General features: G+C 45.9%; 20 protein-coding genes and 1 pseudogene. 10 read left to right on the top strand and 11 right to left on the bottom strand.

Features of this window, described 5'->3' with window-relative positions; translation table 11 throughout:
- Positions 1-163: 163 nt before the first annotated feature.
- Both VJL_RS03110 and VJL_RS03115 read right to left on the bottom strand, forming a co-directional pair.
- The gene (locus VJL_RS03110; protein ID WP_038875629.1) at positions 164-1,192 is read right to left on the bottom strand and encodes a metal-dependent hydrolase; all 1,029 of its coding nucleotides are present in this window, start codon (positions 1,190-1,192) and stop codon (positions 164-166) included.
- A gap of 158 nt (positions 1,193-1,350) precedes the next feature.
- On the bottom strand, positions 1,351-1,608 hold the full coding sequence (locus VJL_RS03115) for a hypothetical protein (protein WP_038867037.1): 258 nt from the start codon (positions 1,606-1,608) through the stop codon (positions 1,351-1,353).
- A 556-nt stretch (positions 1,609-2,164) separates the two neighbouring features.
- Between VJL_RS03115 and VJL_RS03120 the strand changes: the two genes are divergently transcribed.
- The 5 genes from VJL_RS03120 to VJL_RS03140 all read left to right on the top strand — a co-directional run bounded on the left by VJL_RS03120 (position 2,165) and on the right by VJL_RS03140 (position 7,317).
- Entirely contained in the window at positions 2,165-3,508 is a 1,344-nt protein-coding gene (locus VJL_RS03120; RefSeq protein ID WP_038867036.1) for a polysaccharide lyase family 7 protein, read from the top strand.
- A 313-nt stretch (positions 3,509-3,821) separates the two neighbouring features.
- Positions 3,822-4,295, top strand: a complete 474-nt coding sequence (locus VJL_RS03125) for a hypothetical protein (protein WP_038867033.1) — start codon at positions 3,822-3,824, stop codon at positions 4,293-4,295.
- A gap of 22 nt (positions 4,296-4,317) precedes the next feature.
- Positions 4,318-5,244, top strand: coding sequence for a tripartite tricarboxylate transporter substrate binding protein (locus tag VJL_RS03130; protein ID WP_038875632.1), 927 nt, complete (start codon positions 4,318-4,320; stop codon positions 5,242-5,244).
- A 159-nt stretch (positions 5,245-5,403) separates the two neighbouring features.
- Positions 5,404-5,817: a tripartite tricarboxylate transporter TctB family protein gene (locus VJL_RS03135; RefSeq protein ID WP_038875790.1), complete on the top strand. Its 414-nt coding sequence runs from the start codon at positions 5,404-5,406 to the stop codon at positions 5,815-5,817.
- Between the two features lie 9 nt (positions 5,818-5,826).
- A complete protein-coding gene (locus VJL_RS03140) occupies positions 5,827-7,317 on the top strand; it encodes a tripartite tricarboxylate transporter permease (protein WP_038875634.1) in 1,491 nt (496 codons plus the stop codon).
- A 90-nt stretch (positions 7,318-7,407) separates the two neighbouring features.
- Here the strand turns inward: VJL_RS03140 and VJL_RS03145 are convergent, their stop codons facing one another.
- The 3 genes from VJL_RS03145 to VJL_RS03155 all read right to left on the bottom strand — a co-directional run bounded on the left by VJL_RS03145 (position 7,408) and on the right by VJL_RS03155 (position 11,358).
- A complete protein-coding gene (locus VJL_RS03145) occupies positions 7,408-9,846 on the bottom strand; it encodes a M9 family metallopeptidase (RefSeq protein WP_038875636.1) in 2,439 nt (812 codons plus the stop codon).
- Positions 9,847-10,093: 247 nt separating this feature from the next.
- Positions 10,094-10,432: a GFA family protein gene (locus tag VJL_RS03150; RefSeq protein ID WP_038875638.1), complete on the bottom strand. Its 339-nt coding sequence runs from the start codon at positions 10,430-10,432 to the stop codon at positions 10,094-10,096.
- Positions 10,433-10,500: 68 nt separating this feature from the next.
- Positions 10,501-11,358, bottom strand: coding sequence for a YDG/SRA domain-containing protein (locus tag VJL_RS03155; protein ID WP_050568805.1), 858 nt, complete (start codon positions 11,356-11,358; stop codon positions 10,501-10,503).
- A 340-nt stretch (positions 11,359-11,698) separates the two neighbouring features.
- Between VJL_RS03155 and VJL_RS03160 the strand changes: the two genes are divergently transcribed.
- Positions 11,699-13,027 carry a sphingomyelin phosphodiesterase gene (locus VJL_RS03160; protein WP_038875640.1) on the top strand — a complete coding sequence of 443 codons (1,329 nt, stop codon included), beginning with the start codon at positions 11,699-11,701 and terminating at the stop codon, positions 13,025-13,027.
- Positions 13,024-13,983 (top strand): chromosome partitioning protein ParA, encoded by a 960-nt coding sequence (locus VJL_RS03165; RefSeq protein ID WP_038875643.1) that lies wholly within the window; start codon positions 13,024-13,026, stop codon positions 13,981-13,983. Before VJL_RS03160 ends, VJL_RS03165 begins: the two co-directional genes overlap by 4 nt.
- Positions 13,984-14,231: 248 nt before the next feature.
- On the opposite strand, the gene VJL_RS03170 is transcribed toward VJL_RS03165, so the two are convergent.
- Positions 14,232-14,786 (bottom strand): hypothetical protein, encoded by a 555-nt coding sequence (locus tag VJL_RS03170; protein ID WP_020197005.1) that lies wholly within the window; start codon positions 14,784-14,786, stop codon positions 14,232-14,234.
- A gap of 194 nt (positions 14,787-14,980) precedes the next feature.
- Positions 14,981-16,003, bottom strand: a complete 1,023-nt coding sequence (gene trpS, locus VJL_RS03175; RefSeq protein ID WP_038875645.1) for a tryptophan--tRNA ligase — start codon at positions 16,001-16,003, stop codon at positions 14,981-14,983.
- 799 nt (positions 16,004-16,802) lie between these two features.
- Here trpS and katG point away from each other — a divergent pair.
- The 3 genes and pseudogenes from katG to VJL_RS30530 all read left to right on the top strand — a co-directional run bounded on the left by katG (position 16,803) and on the right by VJL_RS30530 (position 21,128).
- Complete coding sequence (gene katG / locus VJL_RS03180) at positions 16,803-18,983, top strand: catalase/peroxidase HPI (protein WP_038875647.1); 2,181 nt, start codon at positions 16,803-16,805, stop codon at positions 18,981-18,983.
- 356 nt (positions 18,984-19,339) lie between these two features.
- Positions 19,340-20,230 (top strand): NAD(P)-dependent oxidoreductase, encoded by an 891-nt coding sequence (locus VJL_RS03185; protein ID WP_258071118.1) that lies wholly within the window; start codon positions 19,340-19,342, stop codon positions 20,228-20,230.
- Positions 20,231-20,309: 79 nt separating this feature from the next.
- A pseudogene (locus VJL_RS30530) lies at positions 20,310-21,128 on the top strand (alpha/beta hydrolase fold domain-containing protein).
- Positions 21,129-21,282: 154 nt separating this feature from the next.
- Here VJL_RS30530 and VJL_RS03190 read toward each other — a convergent pair.
- The 4 genes from VJL_RS03190 to VJL_RS03205 all read right to left on the bottom strand — a co-directional run bounded on the left by VJL_RS03190 (position 21,283) and on the right by VJL_RS03205 (position 25,765).
- Entirely contained in the window at positions 21,283-23,040 is a 1,758-nt protein-coding gene (locus tag VJL_RS03190) for a sodium:solute symporter family protein (RefSeq protein WP_038866999.1), read from the bottom strand.
- 720 nt (positions 23,041-23,760) lie between these two features.
- On the bottom strand, positions 23,761-24,384 hold the full coding sequence (locus VJL_RS03195) for a bifunctional 4-hydroxy-2-oxoglutarate aldolase/2-dehydro-3-deoxy-phosphogluconate aldolase (protein WP_038875652.1): 624 nt from the start codon (positions 24,382-24,384) through the stop codon (positions 23,761-23,763).
- A gap of 78 nt (positions 24,385-24,462) precedes the next feature.
- The gene (gene kdgK, locus VJL_RS03200) at positions 24,463-25,395 is read right to left on the bottom strand and encodes a 2-dehydro-3-deoxygluconokinase (RefSeq protein WP_005437155.1); all 933 of its coding nucleotides are present in this window, start codon (positions 25,393-25,395) and stop codon (positions 24,463-24,465) included.
- 34 nt (positions 25,396-25,429) lie between these two features.
- The gene (locus tag VJL_RS03205; RefSeq protein WP_005450851.1) at positions 25,430-25,765 is read right to left on the bottom strand and encodes a cupin domain-containing protein; all 336 of its coding nucleotides are present in this window, start codon (positions 25,763-25,765) and stop codon (positions 25,430-25,432) included.
- Between the last annotated feature and the right edge of the window lie 256 nt (positions 25,766-26,021).

A 26,021-nucleotide genomic window follows, 5' to 3' on the forward strand; every position in this document is an offset into this window, starting at 1 on the left:
TCCGATAGAGTATCGAACTCAGGCCTTGAAAGCCGCTTAACAGAAATGTCCAACTTTACGGGGTCACTTCATCACGTCCGGCTTTTCTGTATCTAATCCAGAATCTCGTATCTTCATCCTCAAGAGCGAGGCACGTGCGAGTTGGGGATCTCATACACGCAAACTAAGAATGCGCACTCAACTCAGTACGTTGTAAATTTGCATCAATACTCTGGTCACCTTTCAGCCTTTCCCAAAGCTGGCCAAGTAAATCCAAACTACGTTCACTTGGGTAACGCTCCGTCGATTCCAACAACTGCCATTGTCCATCTTTCCCCTTCTCCGCAAAGATAAACTCGAACGATAAGTTGTTGGACATACCCAAACGTAAGTCAGTCACAATCAACGCATCGTCTTCAATACGGTAGTTTAGGTAGTCGTGAGAGAAAGCCTTAAGCCCTTTCAATGTGTCTGGCTTGTCTTCCAATGGCCAACTCCCAAGCGGATGCGAGACAAAATCAATGTGGTCACTACCATCGAGGACTGACGCCAAACCTTCATAGTATTGGCCGTCATTCATTACGACGACGCGCCACAAAACGGTATTGAACGGTGTTGGGGTGATCAGTACTTGTTGATTAGGTAAGTTCTGCGCACTCAAGTTTTGTTCCACGCGAGACGCGATCATTTGCTGCGATGCGTAACCCCAACCAAGATAAAGCGTCGAAATCAACACCACGCTCTGACACCAGCGTCCGCCGCGAGTTTTGGAAAACAGAGCCACACCAATCGCCAGCAATAAGGGCAGCGTGTAAAGCGGATCGATAATAAACACGTTCCGCAGCTCAAAGTAGCCCTCAAATGGCCAAATCAACTGCGTGCCATACGTTGTCATTGCATCCAACAAAGTGTGGGTAACGAACACGCTCACGGTTAAAAAGAACACACGAGAAAGTGTCCAAAACGTATCTGGTCGCCAGCGGCAATAGAGCCAAGAAATCAGCAAAGCGAAAGGAGGCAAAACAAGTAAAGAGTGACTAAAACCACGATGCTTAATTGTGTTTTGCACGGCATCACCATAGTCCAGAATTACATCCAGATCTGGCAAGGTTCCGAGGGCAGCCCCCATTAATAGCACCTTTGCGTTGCAGCGCTTCCCTGCGATCGCGCCAGCGACGGTCGCTCCTAGTGCAGCTTGTGTGATTGAATCCATATCCCGCTATCTATACTCATTCATGACAAAGATTGATTGGTTCGAAAACTAAAACGCATTTCCATATGTGTCAAACCAGTCACCCACTTTATGTCTCTTATTTACTTACTTTTACACACTAAGGGGCGATCAAATGTCTTTGATAGTTTGAAGGCGCTTTACTTAAAAAAAGCAGTCTCTTGGCGGGAGATTTTCTTGATTAACGCTTCACGTCGAAGATCTAAAATCTCATCAATCAATTTCTCTTTCGCACTAATGCCAAAGTGTTGAGCGTAATTTTTCACTTTTTCGATTTCACTCGGATGTAAACGGTACACATCTTTCTTTAATCGCGCTTCAGCTTCGCTTTTAATAAGGCCTTGGCTCTGCAACAATTTGATGATGGCTTCATCGGTTTGATTTACTGCTCGTGTCATGGGGTTCCAATCTAAAAGTTTGCGTTGCCCGCCATGCTGTTGGGCTTTCAAGTCGCACAACTTATAGACCAAACATGACAACGTTATTGCAGCCTAAAGTCATTTATTAGCAAAACATGAAACGAACTTACGACAAAAAGCTACTCACCAGCGACTTAAACAATTTACCGCTCTGAAGTATAAATACACACATTCACTTCTTCCCAATAAAGAACTTTTCGCCTTTCTGCCAATTTTACTATTGAGTATAAATTCGCTCTCGATCACATAAATCATATTATATAGGTTGTTCTCTCACTCCAATCAATCACCGTCATACTATTCAAACATCCAATTTCAGAAGCAAAATCATAGTCCGAGCAGCATAGAAAGTTGGTTACATTGTCAACAACTGGCAGTGGTCACTTTTTCGTCCATTTCAATTTCAATATTTGTGTTTTTCCCCTCCACTTCATACTTAACATAGTCAACACTACGCATATTTGTGTTATTTAAATACAAGCAATATTACTTTCTTTGTATGTCACGAAGAATGACGTTAACCATGGAGAACAATATGAAGATCACACTCACGAATATTGTCGGTAGTGCGTTGTTACTAACAACATTTGCCTCGCACAGCGCTCAAGTGAATTTAATAAACCCAAGTTTTGAAGAGAGCTTTTCTGGCTGGACGGAATTCGACCCAACCGCCGAATCTGGCGTTGCTTACGATGGTGTAAAATCAGCAAAATTCGAAGGTGATGGAGCTCGCCTTGAGCAAACCGTTTCCGTTGTCGCCAACACCGAATATACACTTAGTGCTTATGTGCGGGGTGATGCAAACATTGGCGTAGACGTTGGTGGAAGTACCTATAGCCAATCTGCATCCAATAGCGATTGGGCGAAAACAACCGTCATCTTTAACTCGCAGGATTCAACCGAGATCACCATATTTGGTGAATACAATAGTGCCGAAGGACGTGTTGACCTGTTCGCACTCAACTCATCAGACATCATTGATCCACCGACGACTTCTTTACCTATGTTTGACCTTGACCCGTCAGTGCCACCTTCCGATAACTTTGATCTACTTGATTGGAAACTGGATTTACCTGTTGACGATAACGGTAACGCCTCTGGCGATGCACAAGAAGTAAAAGAAGATGAGTTATCAAGTGGTTACGAAAACACAGAATTCTTCTATACGGGAGACGACGGTGGCCTCGTATTTATCTCTCCAGTTGAAGGGGCAACGACATCAAGTAATACCAAATACACGCGTTCTGAAATGCGCGAAATGTTACGCCGAGGCGATACCAGTATTTCCACCACAGGTATTACCAAGAATAACTGGGTATTTGCAAGCGCTCCAGCAGATGACCAAGATGCATCAGGCGGCGTTGACGGTGTATTAGAAGCAACTCTCGCGGTCAACGCGGTGACAACAACCGGCGATAGCAACCAAATCGGCCGAGTGATTGTTGGTCAGATCCACGCCAATAATGACGAGCCAATTCGACTTTACTATCGCTTACTACCCGGTCACAGCAAAGGTTCATTGTACTTTGCACATGAACCTAACGCAGACGCTTCTCCAGACGATGAGCAGTTCATCAACCTAATCGGCAGCTCTGCAGATGATGCCTCTGAACCTTCTGATGGTATCGCCCTTAATGAACTCTTCTTCTATCGCATTGAAGTTCAAGGGAACCAGTTGATCGTGACAATTCAGCGAGATGACCATGAAGACGTGACGGAAACTGTCGACATGAGCACGAGTGGCTACGATGTTGGCGGTCAGTACATGTACTTCAAGGCAGGTGTTTACAACCAAAACAACTCTGGTGACCCTACAGACTACGTACAAGCAACGTTCTACTACCTCACCAACAGCCATGAAGGATACGAGTTCCCTTAGATCTATAAAGCCAAGCGGAAGGTTAACTCCCTTCCGCTACTTCCCATCTTAGTGATGGCATTAGCAACAATAAAAAACGGTTTATACGTAAAATTTATCGTGACAAATGCCACTTTATTGTCTTAGTTATAAAACTTGATTCAGCCCTCACTTTTATAACCAATATCCTTATTAAAGTTAGATCCCTCGCACTATTCTCTTGATTCACAAGTGATCTGACCATCATTTAATCGTTTCGTACGTTTCGCACTCACTTGTCATACAATATCATTTATTTTGCAAGTTCAGGTAAGAACATCAAAAGGAATCAATGATGAAAAGTCATGTTGAAATTGCCATGGATGCTGTCGAGTTAGTCAAGCCATCCATAGAACGATTATTCGAACGAACCAATCGAAAAGAACTTCATATCGTGGTGATGGATCCTAGAGTCAAACCGTGGGAAGCGTCTTTTACTGATGCCGTTCTCTATGAAACATCTCTGGGACAACCACAAGAATGGACCATTCCATTTGATGAGTTCGCAAGAAACAAAGCACAACAAGCGTGGCGCAACGGCCGCCCTAATATTCATAACCAAACCACCCAAACGTCTTCCCTACAAGAAAACGATTTGCTGTTCTTCGGCTCATTTGTACATGGCGACGTCGTCGTTGCGTGCAGTGGTGTCGAGCAATGGTATGACATGCTCATAAGCGGCTGGATTGCCGTCGCGTTTGAGCAGCTCTGCATGAGCGAATATCAAAACAATAAAACAAACCACCCTACACAAGCATACAAAAACTAACGGAAACAAAAGGTCGATTATTATGAACAAGCTTCTTAAATCTCTACTTGTCGCCGCTGGCATCATGGCCTCTGCAACGGCTATTGCCGCGGATTATCCAACGAAAAACATCCGTCTTATTGTTCCGTTTGGTGCAGGCGGTGGTACAGACGCCGTCGGTCGAACTCTGGCTAACTCCGCAAAAGATGTACTAGGACAAAACATCGCTGTAATGAACCGCACTGGAGGCGCTGGCGCGGTGGGCATGAGTTTTGGTGCGCAGCAGCGTCCAGATGGGTACACGCTTACGGTTGTCACTCGTGAAATCGCTTCTCTCCCTCAAATGGGTTTAATGCGACATGATGCGAGCGACTTTAAACTGATTCGAATGGTTAACCTCGATCCTGCCGTGGTTCTGGTTCATAAAGACAGCCCTTTCAACACCATCAATGACCTGATCGCCGAAGCGAAAAAAGGCGAAGGTAAAGTGAAGTTTGCCTCGACTGCGGCGCCAAACTTCTACCTGATGGCATTAGAGCAGAACCAAGGAATCAAACTTAACGCCATTCCATACAACGGTGCATCGGAAGCGATTCCCGCGGTACTTGGTAAACACACAGACGTCACCATGGTAACGCCAGGAGAAGCCATTGCTCAGTTGCGTTCAGGTCAATTAAAAGCATTGGGCGTCATGTCAGACGAACGCATTGAATACATCGCCGATGTTCCGACATTAAAAGAGCAAGGTGTTGATGTCGTCACTGGTACATGGCGTGGTATTGGCGCACCAAAGAACACGCCAGATGAAGTTATTGAAACGCTGGGTAAAGCCTTTGATGAAGCAATGGCATCGGCAGAGTTCAAAGAGTTTATGGAAAAAGGCGCAATGTCGATTCACAACATGGATGCAGAAGCGTTTACCAAGTTTGTTGATGAAGACAGCAAAGCACTCGCAAAACTAATTCAGTAAGTGATGTTTTAAGCGAAGAGCATCACCACGATGCTCTTCGTGTTGAGGAGAATCAGCATGAGTCAAAACAGCCTACAACAAAGCGGCTCGCAGCCCACAGAACCCATTCAAAACCAACCGTCATCAAAACTGGATAGAGAGATCTTTTTCCCGCTTTTGATGATCGTCATTAGCAGCATCGTACTTGTGCTCATCAGCCAATTCGATGAACCGCACTACCAAGACGCCAGCGTTAACGCCCAATTCTTCCCTAGTGCTATCGCAATTGCACAAATCGTCATTTGCATCGCTCTTATCGTCCAACGAAAGCTAAAAGCATCCGTTCAACAGCCTGCCGTTCCCGTGTTTTCAAAAATGGCAATATTTGGCATCGGCTTTCTCGTGACTTATGCGCTGCTGATTCATATCGTCGGTTATTTGATCGCAAGCTTAATCGCGTTCACCGCTTACTTGGTCTTTTTCAAAGTCAAAAAACCGCTGTATTACCTTATTGCTTGGTGTTTTGTATTTGGGGTGTATTACCTATTTGGAGAGGTGTTTTACATCGCTCTACCCCAAGGCTTGTACTATTAAGGAGAGGCTATGTTTGAACACTTACTCAATGGCCTACTAACCGCATTTAGCCCAGAAGTATTGCCCATCTTAATTTTCGGTGTTGTCGGTGGAATCATCTTGGGCGCACTACCCGGACTGACGGCTACAATGGGCGTGGCGATTCTATTGCCTTTTACCTTTGGTATGGATTCCACACCGGCACTGGTGATGCTTATTGGCGTCTATATCGGTGGTATTTACGGAGGCTCGATTGCCGCCATTCTATTAAAGACACCGGGTACTCCGGCTTCAGCCGCGACGGTACTCGATGGACACACCTTAGCAGCAAAAGGACAAGCCGCTCGCGCGCTCAGTATTTCTGCGGTGGCCTCGTTCGTCGGCGGACTACTGAGTACGATTGTCTTAATTGCCATCTCCCCGCTTTTGGCAAACTTTGCACTACGCTTTAACGCGCCCGAGTACTTTGCGCTCGCTCTGTTTGGCCTAACCATTATTGTTAGCGTTTCTTCTCAAAACATTTTGAAAGGCTTGTTGGCTGGTAGCATTGGTTTATTGGTGTCGACGGTCGGTCTTGACCCTATCAGTAGCGTTCCGCGCTTCACATTTGGAATGATGGATCTTTATAGCGGCATCAATGTTATTCCGGTGCTTATTGGCTTGTTTGCCTTGTCAGAAGCCATTAATCAGATCGAGAAGATCATCAATGAAAAGCATGCAGAAGTACCAACATTTGATCGTAAAATCTTAAGCAAAAAAGACCTTAAGACGATCCTGCCTACAGCCACTAAAAGCGGCCTGATTGGCACTGCGATTGGCTCTGTACCCGGTGCTGGTGCAGATGTCTCGGCTTTTGTTTGCTACAACGAAGCCAAACGTTCAGCGAAAAAACCGGAAGAGTTTGGTAAGGGTTCACTTCATGGATTGGCTGCTGCTGAATCAGGCAACAACGGCGTAACCGGTGGCTCATTAGTACCTTTGCTCACACTGGGTGTTCCGGGTGATGCCGTTGCGGCAGTCTTGTTGGGCGCACTTATTGTGCAAGGTTTAACGCCAGGGCCTCTGTTGTTTAGCCAAAGCCCTGAGGTGGTTTATGGCGTCTTTAGTTCGATGTTGGTCGCTAATATCGTCATGCTGTTGGTTGGCTTACTTGGTATTCGTTTCTTCTGTCGCATCATCGAAGTTCCGAAAATACTGATGATTCCAATCATCATCTTCCTGTCTGTTGTTGGTGCTTATGCGATTAACAACTCCATGTTTGATGTCGGCATCGCTATCGCGTTTGGTTTACTGGGCTTCGCCCTCGGCAAGATGGACATTCCATCCTCACCAATACTGTTGGCCATCATTCTAGGGCCTATGGCAGAAACCAACTTACGCAAAGCCTTACTCATGTACGACAACTCGTGGTCATTCTTATATGAACGACCAATCGCACTTGCCTTCGTGTTGCTAGCGATCTTCTCGGTTTACTCAACATTAAAGATGAAGAAGAAAGCCAAACCCCAAGCCGCAACCTAGAAAAGGTTACGTAACGACTAACACACAGCAAAAAGCCGGACTCTGATGTCCGGCTTTGGTTTTATGAGGGTTTGATTTCGGTACGGCGAGTTAGTAGAAGTAAACCAACATCTCGACCTCATCCCCTTGCTGCTCAGCATTTAAAGAGAAATGGACATAGCCTTCTTCTGTCACTGGGATTTGCAGGTATTCATTGCTTCCCCAGTAGTTTGATGCGTATTCGTGTTGCCCTACTGTTGGCCAATACGCTTTACTCGCATACAGATCAACGTTGCCATTGCCTGCATTACCGTTTATGTCGGTTAGCCACACTCGCACCTCTTGCACGCCTTGCGGAACGTAAACCGCTGCGTAACGCTGTTGGTGCTCCGTTAAGGTTTGCGCTTGGCCAGATTCCAATACCACTGGGGTTAAGTCATCTTGCTCTTGTGCTGGCGGTGTTGGGGTTTCTGTCACTAATGACGCCTGTAATGTCACGTCATTAAAGTCCGAACGACCCGCAATGCTGATGTAGTAACGACCCAGCTTGATATAACCCGATTGCTCCGGCTCAAACGTCACTAACTCGTTGCTGCCATCGCCATATTGGCTGAACTCAAAGTCATAGTAATGGGCTTCTTTCTCAAAGCTCATGTACAAATCGGCATCGCCTTGGCTTTTGCCATGAATCGCCACGTCAAAGTGAGTAGTGTTCTCTGGCACATCCACATAGAACAATTGCTCGCTGTATGCTGCGCCACTGAGCACCACACTCTGATTTGCTGCGAGTTGCGTTACTTGATCAGAAGGCTCGGTCGGCTCACCCGGATTTGGGTCTGGGTTCGGATCAGGCTGCTGTGGTTCACTAGAGACTGAATCTAACCAACGGTCAAACTCACCATTGTATTGCTGACCCAACAATTGAACTTGCTTTGCCCACTCAGCAAACTGACCAGAACGAGAAAGCGCCAGTAAGCTATCCACTTCTTGCGGATGCTCTTCCAACATAAAGCGAACTGCTAAGTAGCCCCAACGATAAACTCGATTGGTATCGTGAGAGTAAGTGGTTGCCAACACGTCCGATAGGCTCATCTTGCCATCGGCAATCAGCCCAATCGCCGCGTCGTAACCTTGCTTGTAATGCATGTACTCAGCAAAGCCATCTAGCCACCAAACAATGTAACCATGTGCCAAGTTATCGCTGAATGAGCCATATTGGTTGAATCGTGCATCTAGGTAATGAGTGTATTCATGCTCTAGATTGAGAATAGAAAGCGCCTCACCATTGTCATAGCGGTAAGCGACAAAGCGCGCTACGTTGCCTGCTTGTGCCGGATTACCCTCAAGATACTGACCGCCGTTATCCGTCGTGTTACCAAACAAGAAAGACGAGTAATCCACGTAGCTGCCGTTGTTCGCAAACACGGCGACTTCTACTCGCTCATTGTTGTCGTCCGCCACAGGTTGATGCCCTGTGTTTGCCACTTGGTGGAAGTCGGCCTCTTTTGCGGCTAAAACCTCACAAGCTTCAATAGATTGGGCTTGGGTTAAATCTTGGGAACGGATGATGGCCGGACCATCACACTCATGACGATTCGGTAGCACACGGGCCGCTAAATCACGCTTAGCTTGATCTAAATCCAGACCATTTAAGCCTTCTGGCGCGAAGTAGCTCATCATCTCGACTGCGGCTAGCCAAAGTTTATCGTGTTCACTACCAAGCGGGTTTTGCTCCATCACTTGTTGCATCACACGCAACGATTTCTCTTTGGTTGCTTGGTTTGGGCTGGCTAGTAAACGTCCGGTTTCGCGAACGGCGTTGTAAACCAAGAAGCTCGCATCCGTATCCAATGCCCAAGCATTATCACGAGCAAATGCTGCTAACGTATCGATGTGTTGTGTATGGCTTGCCATGTATTGGTAAAAATCATCTCGCGAAGCATGGCCAGCCATTGCACGGAAAAGGTTATTCAACCCATCGACCCACTGTGTATCTTGCGCCGTTTCGCGATTGAAGTGACGCAATGCCGCAAGTTGTGCTTCCATCGTTAGAGGAAGTTGCTTCACATTGTCGACCATCAACGTCAGGCTTTTCATCGCTCCTACTTGCTCGCGTCCTTGGTCTAGCGCGTGTGGATTCGCTAAGAACGCATTAATCGATTGAGCAAAACGTTGGCCTAATGTCTCAGAGAAATCCGGCTGTTGCGCGTTGTAACGAACGTAATAAGCCGCGCGGACAAACTCACCAAGGTTTTCGAGTTTGCGCGCTTGTTCTGCCTCACCACGGTAACTTGCAATGGCTTGGTTTAACGCGATTTGAATACGGCTTAAGCTCGCTTCACTGTAGATATCGTTCAGTGAATCAGCAGGTGCGGAGAACCAAGCGCCATAGCAATGATGACTCGCTTCAGAAACAGCCAAAGCAAGATCAGACGCCTGTTGAAGATCAGGAATATCGCACTGCTCTTGTGCGAATGAGAAACTGGAAACACTGGCAAGCATGCAAGCTAGCGCCAAGCGATGACGTGGGAATAGACGGGTATGAGACATAACGACACTCATTGATTAGTTATATATTTGAGGGCGCTGTTATATTCCTTACAATCAATACGGAGAACTGAGTTGCATAAAATTTATGAAGCCAGTTCAGGAAATAGAATTTATACTCTAATTTATAAACCAATTACCAAATTTGCAGATTATCTCTCTCCGAAAACGTTCCACAACTGATTGAAATATCAAAGATAAGGTCTGTTAATTAGAAAGAAAAAAGCCAGACATGTGTCTGGCTTTTAGGTTAGTAGCGCTTACCATCAATGCGTCTCAGCGGGATATCTTTCAAGACTTCCTCTTCTGCCATCCTCATGTTTATGGCGACGATATCAGCGTCACATTTCTCTGTCGTTACGTAGTGTGTCAAACACCCACACAGGTTGCAGCGATGAAACTCGACTTCTTTATCACCCCAAATATAAAAGACTGAAGGCTCTTTCACGTAACGAACTGATACTTGCTCTGGCGAGTAGTAAGCCCAATAAGCTGCATACCGACGGCAGATAGAGCAATTACATGACGCTATCTCTTTCGGTACGTCAGCTTGAACAACGATGTTCCCGCAATGGCATGTGATTTCCATATTCAAAGATTCCATTCCAAATTCTGTCTTGGTTACTTTAACAAAATTTCATCATCTATGGCCGGCATCTAAATCTTAAAATAATGCTCACGGTGATACTGAAGAAACTTCTGTTCTATCTTGTGTTTCTTGTTCAGCGTTAAGTGTCCGTCTAGGCCAATCAAACTGAAATTCTCCGCAATTGAGAACACTCCGTTATCAAACATCACGTGATGATTTGGACATAAGCACAGGATATTTTCGACCACATCAGGTCCACGATGCGGCTCACCCAGCGGTTGAATGTGTGCAGCTTCTGCGTAGTACCCTGCTCCAGTATCAATGGCCAAACCGCATACTTGGCATTGGTATTGATGCCAGTCCTTTACCTGCTTTGCCTTTTTGTAGTCTCGGACGATCTTGTTGACCGTAACGGCTTGGCGGGACGTTACCTCATAACGTGCTTTGGTTGTGTCTTGCACCTCTGCCGCAGGTTCCGAATCAATTTGGACAAGTTTATAGCGCCATACTTTGAAGCCAGACAATCCACGCTCGCACCAATAGTCTTCAACGCGGTATAAACCCGCATATTGGTAACCTTTGGTTGGAGAATAATGGCTTTGGTGTTTATGACTTCGAGTAACGCGGACGGGTAACTCCTCCAGCTTGTTTCTAGCCAGAGCGAGGTTGGTGCGTTCTAATTTTTGATCGGCAATTTGTTTGTTGCTGTTTTCGTCACGACCACCAGCTCCGGTATAGATGATGACGTTGCCAAAATCTTCGTCGTCTTCATAACCACCGGAAAGTACGATTGAGTCAGCGCCTTCTTTAGCGCCGCCACTGATACCAGCCTGCGTTGGTGGATGGATGCCAGATTTGGCTAACGCGGCTCGATTTTCGAACATGTCACCGACTTCGGTATCGGGTATGTGTCCAAAAACTCTCATAGTAAACCCTTGTATGTGTACTACTCAGTGGGAAAACGTGTCGAGAAAAGTGACGAATTTCCAACTGATACATACGCTAACGGTATCACAATCAATCAGGTTTATATGCGTGAAACCTTCTCATTTTTCACAAGAAGTTTTTATGGTGACAATCGTTTATTTTCATATACATAGCGAACAGCACCGGGTAAACAACATGGTCAATATTGCATCTCAAACAAAACAAAGATCACAACTTATTATCAAAGTCCGACGTGCGGTTTTCTGTCATCCATATTTAACGTGCTAGTCATAATTATCAATAAGAATAATCACTCTAATTCGACTTATGGACAGACAGATGAAATTGACACAATGGATTGTTGGGCTAAGTGGCTTACTCGCATTACCGAGCTTGGCAGACACAGATGTATACCTTACGAATAACTCAGACCAACCGTTAACCATTCAGGTAAAACATGAAGGCAGCGATTTACTGGAATACGGTGAAGAATGGCAGCAACATGTGCAATTACTTGGTCCTTGGGAAACCAAATCGATACTGAGCTTTAATCGCTGGGAAGGCGTGAAAACTGGCCAGAACTATCGCTTTGAAACCGTGGTGTCTAACCCACAAGGTGAGAGTGTCACACTCAACCAAGTGGTGGAGGGCCATTGGTATAACTCGACAATGGAATATGGCCTATCGGCTGCTGATGTCGGTTTAGCATTGAAAGATGACCGTAACGTCCACCGTTCTTATACGGGATCTTTTGGTATTCGCAATACAGAGCTCGCATTCAAATCGAGCAAGACAGCCCGGTACGACGATTTGCACTACACCATCACCCCTAGCAAGGTAGATGAAGCAACGGATAATAATGAGCAAAACCTGAAGCTGATGACTTATAACATCTGGGCTCTGCCTGCGATTGCTTCACATATTGGCGATCGTTACGCGCTAATTCCTGATTACGTCAAAGGTTACGACGTACTGGCACTACAAGAGGTGTTTGCCAATGGTCGTGATGCGTTCTTACGAGAACTTGCAAAAGAATATCCTTACCAGACTAAAATGCTGGATAAAGAGGGTTTCAACATTTATGACGGCGGTGTGATCATCGTGAGCCGCTACCCTATCGTGAATCAGGCACAATATGTGTTCCCTGATTGCACCGGCACCGACTGTTTTGCCGACAAGGGCGTGAATTATGCGGAGATAGTCAAAGGTGGTCAGGCTTACCATGTGTTTGCCACGCATACCGCCTCTTTTGATACGGACACGGCACGAGACTATCGCCAACGCCAATTTAAACAGATGCGTTCGATGGCTCAGTCTTTGAATATCCTAACGAGTGAAACTGTGGTTTACAGTGGCGACTTCAATGTGAATAAGTTGAAGTTCCCTGATGACTATCAACAGATGATTGCGAACTTAAGTGCGATAGAGCCCCAGTACTCTGGTTATACCGCTTCGACTTTCGATCCTCGAATCAATAACTTTGCCGGAGAGGCTATATCTGGTGGCGAGAATGTGGAGTACCTCGACTACGTGATGGTGAGCAATGAGTATGGCGTGAAGTCGTTTAACGATAACCGTGTCGACGTTCCGCGCTCTACCGCAGAGAGTTTGTGGAAGCATTACAATCTGTCGGATCACTTCCCTGTTAGCGCTGTGATCAAACCATGAAGCGTATTGCGTTAGTTACTGTGTCCGCCGTTGTGGCGGGCACGATTTGGTTCTCAATGGCGGGTGATAAGCGTGAAAGCTTGTTGCCGTTTTCTTCTGTGATTGAACGCCGTGCTGAACAAGATACCAGTGGTCATTCTTCTTCATCAGTAAATCAAGCTGCCAGTAAAAAAGTCGTACCGAAAGCCAAAGATACCCCTTCTCCAATTAAAGCGATTGCTGGACGTTTGAATGACGCCAAAGGTCGTGCATTAAAAGCCGAGATAGAGACCTTCTGGCACACGTGTATGTCTGACCATAACTGCGAATCTAAGCTGGCCGAACTGGAAAGCTATATGTCGGGTGAGCGGTTTGCTTTACTGGCGAACTACCATCAGCTCAATAGTTTGTGGCAACAAAGAGTGGGTGGTTTGTTGTTTGATGAGCAGCAACCGCTCGCCTCTCGTGTTGCTCTTCTCAAAGCGGAAGCAAGAAAGATATGGGGTGAGCTGGCCGAAGTCATTTTTGCTGATGAATTTGCTCTTTACGATTTTAGTTTGCAGGCAGAGCAGTTGAATTCGACTCCTGCTCAAGACTACGCGCAAGCCTTTGAGGATTTAGTTCAAGAGTGGCAAGGTAATGAAGAAACGTTGGGATTAGCCAGCGACCAAGCAAAGTACGAGCGTGCGGTGGCGTTAATTCCGGATAGCGTCAGCCAAACCGAGCGCGAGGCTTTGATTGAAGAGCTTCAACAAACTTACCTTTCTGAACAAGAGAGTGAAGAGATACACGCTCGCGAACAACAAGTCGCAGAGCAAAAGCAGCAAGTGCGCGATTATCAGAGTGAGTTGCAGCAGCTTGAATCCAAACTGGCAACTCAAAGAGCCACCAGCCATGCAGGTTTGTCGGACTCGGAGTGGCAACGTTATTACCAACAAGAGGTGGCGGATTTTCGTCGCGAGTTCTTCGCTGGCTAACGGCTCGTTTGTCTGAGCAATTGGAGGTGAGAGATTCCCTACTCGCTCATTCTTCGCTCTAGGCAATGACAATGTGTGAGTGCGTGGTCATCGACAACAAATACGTCCTCCACTAACTCAAAACTTAAACCGTGTCATTCCAGCAAGGCTAGGCGCGACTAGGAATCTGGTTCCCGCGAATGCTTGATACAAGAAGGTCGCTCACTTAAAGTGACCTTCTGTAATTCGTTCCGTTAAGAACTCAAGAGTTACAACACTCGTAAGCACTCTTCCGGAGGTAAGCTAAGCAGCGTGTTAGCGAAGTTGATCTTCTCATCACGCCATTTCAATGCTGCTTCTCGGCTGTCTTGCGAATGTCGGTCAGCTTCAAAGTAGCTTTTTCTTGGTAGTCCGTTCGCTGGTGTCATCACCATAGATTGTTCATTCAAACGAATCGTAAATAGGAACTGACCGCGTTGCCCGGTTTGCGCTGCTGGGTGGTGCAATGTGGTATCGCAGCAATAGCGTTTATCACGTAGTGCGCGGCATGTGTATTCAAAGGCATCTTGAGCACCACGACCAGGGAACGCGGTATAAATACTGATGCCATCTCGTTGCAAAGACTGATCACCCGCCGCCAGTTGCACCGCGTATTGGATCATCCTAAAGCCTAGAATCACGCCACCAATGCTGTTCAATCCACTGTATTGAATTGCGCCTTCTAAGCTCAGACGAAGTTTGTCTTCCCCTTCATAAAGAAAAAGATCAGGCGATGCCCAATCACTCTTTGGAATAAGCAGTTGAGTAATATCCGAGTGTTCCATGTTGGTCTCCGCAACAATAAGTGTATTTGAGACCACAAACATAACGTAATGATAATTATTATCAATAAGTTTAAAGGAAAACTGAGAGCATAAAAAGGCACTGCTCACTACAATAGATCGTGCCTATATCAGAAATGCCAATCCGTTGAATTCAAATTGAACTCCTTGAGCCAAGCCGGATTTCGATCGTAACTTCAGAACAGGTTCAAGCCAAACACACCTTTCACATCAAATAGCACTTGCTCGGTTTTCTCACGTGAACGTTGGCTGCCTTGTTTAAGGATTTCGATCAGTTGTGCTTTGTCATCTAAAAACATGGCGCGTTTTTCTCGGATTGGACGAAGCATCTCTTGCAGACACTCTTCCAACACTTTCTTGGTTGTTCCGTCACCCAGCCCGCCACGGCGATAATTCGCTTTTAACTCTTCCACATAAGCTTTGTCAGTATGGAACGCATCAAGGTAAGTGAACACGATGTTACCTTCCACTTGGCCTGGGTCTTCAATACGTAAGTGGTTTGGATCGGTGTACATGGATTTCACCGCTGCGCTGATCTCTTTCTCTGTCGCTCCAAGATTGATTGCGTTACCCATGCTTTTCGACATTTTGTTTTTGCCATCTGTGCTTGGCAATCGCGGCGCGTCACTGAGTAGTGGACGACACTCTTTCAAAATGGTTTTCCCGCCAAGATGGTTTATCTTTCTCACGATTTCATTGGTTTGCTCTAGCATTGGCAATTGGTCATCACCAACGGGAACAAGTGTCGCGTGAAAGCCGGTAATGTCAGCCGCTTGAGAGATTGGGTAAGTCAAAAATCCAGCCGGAATGGAACGCTCAAACCCTTTGCTTTGGATTTCGTTTTTCACCGTCGGATTACGCTCCAAACGTGCGATAGAAACCAAGTTGCTGTAGTACATGGTCAGCTCAGCCAGCGCCGGAACTTGGGACTGTAAGCAGATGGTGGTTTGAATCGGGTCGATGCCAACGGCAAGGTAATCCGCCACGACGTTCAAGATATTGGAAGATACCTTGGAAGGATTGTGCGCATTGTCGGTTAGACCCTGCATATCGGCAACGAGAATGGTTTGATCGTGCTGAGTTTGTAGCGCAACTCGCTGCTGTAGTGAGCCGACGTAATGACCTAAATGCAGAGGGCCAGTGGCTCGGTCGCCAGTGAGAATGATTTCGCGCTGTTGAGTGTTTTGTGTGGTGTTCATAACTTATCTCCGAATAAAAATAGATCGCTACTGGAGATAAAAAGACATGACACTCTTAGCTACCGTCCAGCAGCGTAAGAATGTAAAGATTCCGCGCCGCTCTAATTAGAGCGCCACCAGAAGAAGTTTGATGAAGGTGTGAATGTCGTTTTCATACTTTTAAAACTAACAAGGAGCAGAGCTAAAAACAACCCTACTCCTTGTACAATTTGATTTTTCAGTTTTGGTACGGCTTGCCAGCACGGCATCAAATCTGGATATACATGGCGATGACCAGTGCAGCGCCAAATAGGCTACCCGATACAAACGCACACAATACCGCTTTATTCTGTTTGCTTCTCATCCTTTACTTCTCGACTTTAGAGCACGTAGAGCAACGCTGATTGCTCCGCTCTGATACTAAGTTGAACAGTGATAAATCCTTTCCGGTGAATCGATACGCCAAACAATCTTCGGTTCACTCTGTTGCACACAGCGTTACGATTTTTGGCGAAAACTTAAACCACTTAGTCCAAGAAGTGTGATGACGTTAGAACAAGTTCAATGAAAGCCGACAAGGTTTACAGAGACGTGTCTATTAAAAATAACGTAGTTTAGCGTCTTCGGTTAGAAACCCATTATTTCGATTTTTAATAGATACGAGCTGCACTTATTTGGCATTAAATACTGTTAAATTAGATAAGAATGACACTGATCATCTTTTGGACAAAATCCCGAAATATAACGTAAAACCGCAAGGGCGAAATACGCAACCTGTAACTAAACTTTGGGAACACTAACCCCAGTTAGGGAGCAAGAGATGAGCGACAAAAACAATCACTCCAAATGTCCTGTCATGCATGGAGCGAATACCAACCAACAGGCAGCTGAATTCAATTGGTGGCCGAAAACCCTCAACCTCGACATTCTTCATCAACATGACCAAAAAACCGACCCGATGGGCGCGGATTTTAACTATGCCGATGCTTTTAACTCTCTCGATTTAGAGGAAGTGAAAAAAGACCTAAAAGATCTGATGACCGACAGCCAAGATTGGTGGCCAGCGGACTGGGGTCATTACGGTGGCTTGATGATTCGTATGGCGTGGCACTCTGCGGGTACTTATAGAATTGCAGATGGTCGTGGTGGTGCCAGCCGAGGTAATCAACGTTTTGCTCCACTCAACAGTTGGCCAGATAACGGCAACCTAGACAAAGCACGTCGTCTACTTTGGCCAATCAAAAGAAAATACGGCAACAAATTGTCTTGGGCCGATTTGATGATTCTTGCTGGTAACATGGCTTATGAATCCATGGGCTTTAAAACGTTTGGTTTTGCTGGCGGTCGTGAAGACATTTGGCATCCTGAAAAAGACATCTACTGGGGCGCAGAAAAAGAGTGGTTGCAACCAAGTGGCGGCGAGAACAATCGTTACTCTGGTGAACGCGATCTAGAAAACCCGCTTGCAGCGGTAATGATGGGTTTGATTTACGTAAACCCTGAAGGGGTCGATGGCAAACCTGACCCAATCAAAACCGCACACGATATGCGAGTCACCTTTGCGCGCATGGCAATGAACGATGAAGAAACCGTAGCGCTCACCGCGGGTGGTCACACTGTGGGTAAAGCACACGGTAATGGCGATGCTTCCCTACTCGGCCCTGAACCCGAAGGCGCAGAAATCGAAGACCAAGGCTTTGGTTGGCTGAACAAAACCTCTCGCGGCATAGGACGTGATACCGTCACCAGTGGTGTGGAAGGTGCGTGGACCACTAACCCAACCAAATGGGATAACGGCTACTTCCACTTGTTGTTTACTTACGACTGGTGGGTTACTAAGAGCCCTGCGGGTGCTGCTCAGTGGGAGCCGGTGAACATCAAAGAAGAAGACATGCCAGTGGATGTGGAAGACCCAAGCATCCGCCGTAATCCTATGATGACCGATGCGGATATGGCGCTTAAGTTTGATCCGGAATACCGCAAGATTGCAGAGCGTTTCCGTGATGATCCTAAGTACTTCGAAGATTGTTTCGCTCGCGCTTGGTTTAAGCTGACTCACCGCGATCTAGGCCCTAAATCTCGTTACCTCGGCCCTGATGTGCCAGCAGAGGATTTAATTTGGCAAGATCCCGTGCCACCTGTTTCTTACCATCTATCTGAAGAGAACATCGACGCGCTCAAGATGGCGATTCTCAATAGCGAATTGAGCATTGCTGAGCTAGTTTCTACCGCATGGGACAGCGCTCGTACTTACCGTGGTTCTGACCGTCGCGGTGGTGCCAATGGCGCACGACTTCGTCTTGCTCCGCAAAAAGATTGGGTGGGTAACGAGCCAGAAAGATTGCAGAAAGTGTTGAGCGTACTCGACGATATTCGCACCACACACAACTCGCCAATTAGTATGGCGGATTTGATTGTGCTCGCGGGTGGTGTAGGTATTGAGAAAGCAGCATCTAACGCGGGTATGAATATCTCCGTGCCATTTAGTCAAGGACGTGGGGATGCGACAGACGCAATGACCGATGCCGATTCGTTCGATGTGCTTGAACCAATTCACGATGGCTTCCGCAACTGGCTGAAATCCGATTACATCGTAACGGCTGAAGAGCTCTTACTGGAAAGAAGCCAATTGATGCAACTGACCGCTATCGAGATGACGGTGCTCATTGGTGGTATGCGTGTTCTTGGCACCAATTATGGTGGTACAAGCCAAGGTGTCTTCACCGATAACGTCGGCGCACTGACCAACGATTTCTTCGTTAACCTCACTGATATGAGCTACACATGGCATCCAACCGGTGATAACGAGTACGAAATCCGCGAACGCGCTTCTGGTCAAACTAAATGGACTGCGTCACGTGTCGACTTAGTATTCGGCTCTAACTCGGTACTACGCTCTTACGCTGAAGTTTACGCTCAGGACGACAACAAAGAGAAATTTGTCCAAGACTTTGTCGCAGCTTGGGTGAAAGTGATGAACAACGATCGCTTCGACTTATAAAGAGCGCGCTTTTATCCATTATCTTCCAAAAGAGCTGATGACCTCAGCTCTTATTTTTTCATCCTAACTGTCACTGATTCCTTCCTCTCCCCTAGATAAATTGTAATACAATTGACATTATTCACTGAACAAACATTTGCGTAGTTAAAGCGAATCTCTTGGTTATATTTGGCATAGATACACTTATTACTTGAGACACTAAAACCCGCCAGAAACCAAGAGAAGTCGAGCCAATAGCCAAACCAACCTCTCACTTTTGCCAAAAAACATCGATAAAACCTTATTCATTGCATTTTCCGATTGCAAAATCCAACTGAGGACTTAAGATAAAGACATATAATCATACAATACGATATTTGGAGTCTAATATGACAAAACCTGTCATTGGTTTCATCGGCCTTGGTCTGATGGGTGGAAACATGGTTGAGAACCTACAAAACCGTGGTTACGAATTAAACGTAATGGATTTGAATAAAGACGCTGTGGCAGCTTGTGTTGCTCGCGGTGCTAAAGCGGCAAACACACCTAAAGAACTTGCTGAAGCAAGTGACATCGTAATGCTGTGTCTAACGACTTCTGAAGTTGTAGAAAAGATCGTTTACGGTGAAGAAGGTATTCTAGCGGGTATCAAAGAAGGCGCGACTCTGATCGACTTCGGTACTTCTATCCCTGCTTCGACTCGTAAGATCGGTGCTGATCTTGCTGCGAAAGGCGCAGGCATGATTGATGCGCCTCTTGGCCGTACTCCAGCTCACGCGAAAGATGGTCTACTAAACATCATGGCTGCTGGCGACATCGAAACGTTCAACAAAGTTAAGCCAGTGCTTGATGAACAAGGCGAAAACGTATTCCACCTTGGTGCTTTAGGTTCTGGTCACGTAACTAAGCTCGTGAACAACTTCATGGGCATGACAACAGTAGCAACTATGTCTCAGGCGTTCGCTGTTGCTAAGCGTGCTGGCGTTGATGGCCAACAGCTATTCGACATCATGTCTGCTGGCCCATCAAACTCACCATTTATGCAGTTCTGTAAGTTCTACGCTGTAGACGGCGAAGAGAAGCTAGGTTTCTCAATCGCAAACGCAAACAAAGATCTAGGTTACTTCCTAGAAATGGTTAAAGACCTAGGTACTGAGTCTCTTATTGCTGAAGGTACTTCTAAGAGCCTACAAGCAGCAGTAGACCAAGGCCTTGGTCAAAACGACGTTCCAGTTATCTTTGACTACTTTGCTGAACTAGAAGGTTAATAACCCTTTCTAAACCAAATTTTCTAAGCCTTGCTCACCTAGTAGCAAGGCTTTTTTTGTTCTTCTTCTTCCATTCTTTATTTTTCTGCGCTCTAACGGTGGCATCAAAGAGCTAGTCGACGCATTCCAAACAAATCGTAAGCCCAGCCTTTAAAAACAAGCCGTCGCCGAACGTCGCGCGGGTTATATTGGCGCTAATGTTTTAGCAGGCGAGAGCCAACATTGCGTAGCAAATGCCTAGATGTGAGGAATAGCATTGAAGTTAAAATTTACAAGCCGCCCTTCTTTCCAATGCAATTGTTATCTGCATTAAATATCAGCGGCACCTGAACATACCTATCCTAGGGCACATGATGATATTTATCAGGCGGGGCTTGGCATGAAAGAAGATGACCATAAATATGGTGGCGATACCAAACAAGTCGTGCTGCGCTTTAGGCCAATTGGCGTTAGCGACAACGCTTAGGCTCAAGTGCTTGCGACATTGGTTGCCGAGCCAACAAATTATCCACCCAATTTTAGCTCCTAAGGCCTCTCACAAAGCGACGCAGAAAACGGGCCCGACTGTGTGGTATTACCGCCAAGATGCTTCTTTCTGGTTTCGATTTATACACACACGGAAAATTCAGAACCACAACCAAACAGGATCTTAACCTTTTAAGGAGTGACTTCGGTGAACTACCCTAAACACGCTCATCACCGCTGAGTTTGATCCGCTACATAACGAAGGCGAACAGCTCTACAAGCTCATGCTCTCTTATGGTGTCGAAGTCTGAAGGGAACGTTACTTGGGGCCATTCATGGCTTCTCTCAACTTTCTGAAGTAAGTGGTTCAGCAAGACGCGGCATCACTGCGGTTCCAAACCAAATCGAGCATTCCCCATTACTACTGATTTGAAATGAAGTACTTCCCAATGCCTAATGACAACTGGGCGAATTGGGCAAAGAATCAAAAAGCAGGATCTGTGTAGAGAGGCAAGCTGACAAATAGAAAAAATCCCACAGTGATGACACCGTGGGATTTTTATTAGAAAGAGTGAGTTAAGTGGGACTTAGCTTTTCGCGTTAGCTAACTTTGGGCTTTTAGGCCCTCGTGCTGCGTTCACCAATAGAACACCCACCGAGAGAACAATCGCACCACACAAGATAAACAGTAGTCGACCTGATGGTTCGTTTGGAATCAGAGCCATCGCTAGGATACCGAAGCCCGCTACGCTGATAAGCTTACCAAGCATGCCGCGCTGTTTTGTATCTAGGTTCTGCTGCTCTTCGCTGTCAGCCACAAGAGGCGTGTTCCAGTTTTCGAACAATTGATCCACTTCTTTCTCACGTTCAGGCGATAAGCCTTTGTAGAAACGTGTTGTCAGTAGGAAGAATCCACCAGTGAAGACAACGTGTGCTGCTAGGCTCAAGCCAACTTTCAGGTCAGCCCACTCACGTGCTGTAAACGCTTGCTCTAGACCGAATAGGCGCTCCACGTCTTCTGCTTGTAGTGAGATACCGAAGATGTAAGAAACAAAGCCACCAACAACCAGTGTTGCCCAACCAGCCCAGTCCGGCGTCTTACGAATCCACATACCAAGTAGTACAGGAATCAACATTGGGAAGCCAATCAATGCGCCCACGTTCAGTACGATATCGAACAGGCTCAAGTGACGTAGTGAGTTAATGAATAGACCAATACCAATGATGATGAAACCCATCACGATAGTCGTTGCTTTACTCACGATAACCAGCTCTTTTTGCGACGCTTGTGGACGTACAATCGGGCTGTAGAAGTTCATCACAAAGATACCCGCGTTACGGTTAAGACCAGAGTCCATTGAAGACATGGTCGCCGCAAACATTGCTGACATCAGAAGACCCACCATACCTGCTGGCATTACGTTTTGTACGAATGCTAGGTAAGCTGCATCACCACCTACTGAGCCGTATTGCTCTGCGAAATCAGGCATAAATGCCGCAACGTACCAAGGTGGTAGGAACCAAATGATAGGACCAACAATCATCAGCACACATGCAAGACCTGCTGCTTTACGTGCGTTTTCACTGTCTTTTGCACATAGGTAGCGGTAAGCGTTGATGCTGTTGTTCATTACACCGAACTGTTTAACAAAGATGAACACTACCCAAAGGATAAAGATACTGACGTAGTTCAGGTTGTTACCCAGCATGAAGTCGCCGTGGAAGTTAGACACGATGTTGCCAATACCGCCACCGTGGAAGTATGCCGCCACCGCACAAGTGATCGTCACTGCCATGATAACCAACATCTGCATAAAGTCAGATGCAACAACCGCCCAAGAGCCGCCCGTTACCGCCATTAGCATTAGCACTAAACCCGTAACAATGATGGTCGCTTCCATAGGAATGTTGAAGACCGCTGCCACGAAAATCGCAAGACCATTCAACCAAATACCGGCTGAGATCAAGCTGTCTGGCATACCAGCCCAAGTGAAGAACTGCTCTGAAGTCTTACCGAAACGTTGACGAATTGCTTCAATCGCCGTCACTACACGTAGTTGGCGGAACTTTGGAGCAAAGTAGAGGTAGTTCATGAAGTAGCCAAATGCGTTGGCTAAGAATAGGATTACAACAACGAAACCGTCGTTGAACGCGCGTCCTGCGGCACCTGTAAACGTCCATGCTGAAAATTGCGTCATGAAGGCGGTAGCACCTACCATCCACCATAACATCTTACCGCCCCCTCGGAAGTAGTCACTGGTTGAGGTAGTGAACTTACGGAACATCCAACCAATTGCAACTAAGAAGAAGAAGTAGGCAAGAACAACAAGAGTATCAATAGTCATTTTTTCAGCCTTTCAAGTTTGATCATTTTCTAACGCCTAGACTACTCTGTTCATTATTTTATTTGTACTACAATAAGCTTTAATTGTGATCTGGAACATAAGTTATTTCATTGAAAAATTGGCGACAAAGCCTTTATTTTATAGGGATACTGGCATTCAAAGTCAGAATAACCATCACTCAACAAGTAATTATATTGTAATACAAATAATCTATTGCAAATTCATTAAAGTATGGAATATTTTTCTTCTTCACGCTTTGTCTGAAGATCAAAAATGCGTGTCATTTATTTGTAGGAAACGTAATGAGATGTTTCGAAGGCATAGGATAGAAAGTGGAATTTATATGAATGCAACCAGCAAAATTCCCTATTCCTTCTCGTCATTTCCTAAATGGAGGAACGACTGAGTAGGAAATCTCCTTTCACCAACAAATACCAAGTCGTTACTTTGATGGGTCAAATCACTGTCGAAGCTACGTGTAGATTCGGTTATCCAAGATTCCCACCCCCCTCCTTCGCCGCTATCGAGAACGATGCAAGGACGGTTCAGCGCTTTCCGTTTTCGCTTCTCAAATCTCGTTTCTCGATTCTAATCTCTTGTTTGCTTTTCTCGCATCTCGATTCTCCCATCTCGCCTCTTTCAAACTTTCAAACACAAAAAAAGCGAGCACTGAGGCTCGCTTTTCGTTCTTTCGCTAGTTTTATCGGGGTGTTACGACACTTATGCTACGTGAGCTACTGCGTCGCGAACCAGTGTACCTAGTTCATCCCATTTACCTTCATCGATAAGTTTTGTTGGCACCATCCAAGTACCGCCACATGCCAGCACTGAAGGGATAGACAAGTACTCGTCTACGTTACCTAGGCTCACACCACCTGTTGGCATGAATTTCACTGGGTAAACCGCCGTAAGTGCTTTAAGCATACCCACACCGCCAGATGGCTCAGCAGGGAAGAACTTAAGTGTACGCAGACCCATTTCCATCGCTTGCTCAACTAGGCTTGGGTTGTTTACGCCAGGTACGATAGCCACGCCTTTGTCTAGGCAGTATTGAACCGTGCGAGGGTTAAAACCTGGGCTTACGATAAAGTCCACACCAGCTTCGATCGCTTGGTCAACTTGCTCGTTAGTTAGGATCGTACCTGCACCGATCAGCATTTCTGGGAACTCAGCGCGCATAGCACGAATCGCTTCTGCAGCACACTCTGTGCGGAACGTGATTTCTGCGCAAGGCATACCGTTTTCAACCAAAGTGCGACCTAGAGGAATCGCATCTTCTGTTTTGTTGATGGCAATAACAGGAATTACTTTTAGGTTTGCTAATTGTTCGTTTAATGTCGTCATAAGAGTGTACTCGTCGTCGTTAACTTGAGTTCAATAAATCACTGCGGAGCGCCGATTACTCAACGCTCCGCAAAAGAATTATAAAGGAAGATCTGGCATCACTTCACGTGGAATGATGGCACCTTTATGTTGAATTACCGCGCCAGCCATACAGTGACCAGAGTAAGCCGATTCAGCTGCATTGCCGCCAGTCAAACGCTTCGCCAAGAAGCCTGCACTGAAAGAATCACCAGCCGCTGTTGTATCAATCACGTTGTCGACTTTGTTTGGCGCCACGTATTGCGCTTCGCCATTCGCCACAACCAAGCAATCTTTGCTGCCACGTTTAATGATGATTTCATCCACGCCCAGTGCAGAGGTTCTCTCGATGCACTGCTCTAGATGCTCGTCACCGTAAAGCATTTGCTCATCTTCAAATGTGAGCAGTGCGATATCCGTGTGCTTAAGGATCTTAAGGTACCAAGACATGGCATTCTCGCGGCTTTCCCACAATTTAGGGCGGTAGTTGTTATCGAAAATAACCTTACCACCTTGTGCCTTGAAGCGCTCAAGGAAGCCAAACAGTTGCGTCTTACCTTCTTCAGTAAGAATCGCTAATGTAATACCGCTCAAGTAAACCGCATCGTACGAGTAAAGTTTGTCGACTAATAGCGGAGACTCGTTTTGTTCGAATAGGAACTTAGCGGCCGCTTCGTTACGCCAGTAGTGGAAGTAACGTTCGCCAGTTTCATCGGTTTCGATATAGTAGATACCTGGTTGCTTTTCTTTAACAGAAAGAACCAGACTAGTATCGATGCCCTCTTCTTGCCATGCTGATAGCATTTCTTGGCTAAAAGGATCGTTACCCAAAGCCGTTACATAGCTGGTTTTAATATCGTGAGCTTTGGTCAAACGAGATAAATACAGTGCGGTATTCAACGTATCACCACCGAATGACTGCTTTAGCTGACCTTCCTTCTTCTGTAGCTCAACCATACATTCGCCAATGACCGCGATGTTTAATGATTTCATGTTGTCACCTTAGCAACTGAGGTTGCGCTATAGATTATTTTAAGAAGTCTTCACGAGCTGGGTTGAAGATATCTAGAAGAATGCTGTCTTGCTCTAGTGCAACCGCACCGTGCATCATGTGCTTACGAGCAAAGTATGCGTCGCCTTCTTTTAGTACTTTCTTCTCACCTTCGATTTCCGCTTCAAAGCTGCCACGTACTACGTAACCGATTTGATCGTGGATTTCGTGAGTATGCGGAGCGCCAATCGCACCTTTATCAAAACATAGGTGAACCGCCATTAGGTCATCTGTGTAAGCAACAATTTTACGTTTGATACCGCCGCCTAGCTCTTCCCACGGGTTCTCATCTAATACAAAGAAAGAATTCATCGTCATACTCCTAAAAAGTCTCTATTAAAGCGAACCCTACGGCACTTCATTCTTAACCATGCTTTTATTAAAAGGTTCTCTTAAAAAAGCGTCGTATTGATAAAAGTGAAACGCAAAGCGAAAGGGTCTGCTGTTGAATTGGTAACGAGCATATCCGATCTATTTTAATTGTCATACAATATATCTAAAAATATGTGATATTCATCAAATGGTGCTCGTTAAAGCATTCCACTTAACGATTAATAACGCCGAAACA

This window comes from Vibrio jasicida CAIM 1864 = LMG 25398, assembly GCF_000400365.1.
In the GTDB taxonomy this organism is placed as follows: Bacteria; Pseudomonadota; Gammaproteobacteria; order Enterobacterales; family Vibrionaceae; genus Vibrio; species Vibrio jasicida.

What these genes read in the sequence shown, in the direction of transcription:
- VJL_RS03190 (WP_038866999.1), bottom strand. Translation starts at nt 23,040, where the DNA reads ATGACTATTGATACTCTTGTTGTTCTTGCCTACTTCTTCTTCTTAGTT.
- VJL_RS03160 (WP_038875640.1), top strand. Translation starts at nt 11,699, where the DNA reads ATGAAATTGACACAATGGATTGTTGGGCTAAGTGGCTTACTCGCATTA.
- VJL_RS03155 (WP_050568805.1), bottom strand. Translation starts at nt 11,358, where the DNA reads ATGAGAGTTTTTGGACACATACCCGATACCGAAGTCGGTGACATGTTC.
- VJL_RS03115 (WP_038867037.1), bottom strand. Translation starts at nt 1,608, where the DNA reads ATGACACGAGCAGTAAATCAAACCGATGAAGCCATCATCAAATTGTTG.
- VJL_RS03150 (WP_038875638.1), bottom strand. Translation starts at nt 10,432, where the DNA reads ATGGAAATCACATGCCATTGCGGGAACATCGTTGTTCAAGCTGACGTA.
- VJL_RS03140 (WP_038875634.1), top strand. Translation starts at nt 5,827, where the DNA reads ATGTTTGAACACTTACTCAATGGCCTACTAACCGCATTTAGCCCAGAA.
- VJL_RS03145 (WP_038875636.1), bottom strand. Translation starts at nt 9,846, where the DNA reads ATGTCTCATACCCGTCTATTCCCACGTCATCGCTTGGCGCTAGCTTGC.
- trpS (WP_038875645.1), bottom strand. Translation starts at nt 16,003, where the DNA reads ATGAACACCACACAAAACACTCAACAGCGCGAAATCATTCTCACTGGC.
- VJL_RS03125 (WP_038867033.1), top strand. Translation starts at nt 3,822, where the DNA reads ATGAAAAGTCATGTTGAAATTGCCATGGATGCTGTCGAGTTAGTCAAG.
- VJL_RS03165 (WP_038875643.1), top strand. Translation starts at nt 13,024, where the DNA reads ATGAAGCGTATTGCGTTAGTTACTGTGTCCGCCGTTGTGGCGGGCACG.
- VJL_RS03205 (WP_005450851.1), bottom strand. Translation starts at nt 25,765, where the DNA reads ATGAATTCTTTCTTTGTATTAGATGAGAACCCGTGGGAAGAGCTAGGC.
- VJL_RS03135 (WP_038875790.1), top strand. Translation starts at nt 5,404, where the DNA reads ATGATCGTCATTAGCAGCATCGTACTTGTGCTCATCAGCCAATTCGAT.
- VJL_RS03170 (WP_020197005.1), bottom strand. Translation starts at nt 14,786, where the DNA reads ATGGAACACTCGGATATTACTCAACTGCTTATTCCAAAGAGTGATTGG.
- VJL_RS03110 (WP_038875629.1), bottom strand. Translation starts at nt 1,192, where the DNA reads ATGGATTCAATCACACAAGCTGCACTAGGAGCGACCGTCGCTGGCGCG.
- VJL_RS03120 (WP_038867036.1), top strand. Translation starts at nt 2,165, where the DNA reads ATGAAGATCACACTCACGAATATTGTCGGTAGTGCGTTGTTACTAACA.
- VJL_RS03130 (WP_038875632.1), top strand. Translation starts at nt 4,318, where the DNA reads ATGAACAAGCTTCTTAAATCTCTACTTGTCGCCGCTGGCATCATGGCC.
- kdgK (WP_005437155.1), bottom strand. Translation starts at nt 25,395, where the DNA reads ATGAAATCATTAAACATCGCGGTCATTGGCGAATGTATGGTTGAGCTA.
- katG (WP_038875647.1), top strand. Translation starts at nt 16,803, where the DNA reads ATGAGCGACAAAAACAATCACTCCAAATGTCCTGTCATGCATGGAGCG.
- VJL_RS03195 (WP_038875652.1), bottom strand. Translation starts at nt 24,384, where the DNA reads ATGACGACATTAAACGAACAATTAGCAAACCTAAAAGTAATTCCTGTT.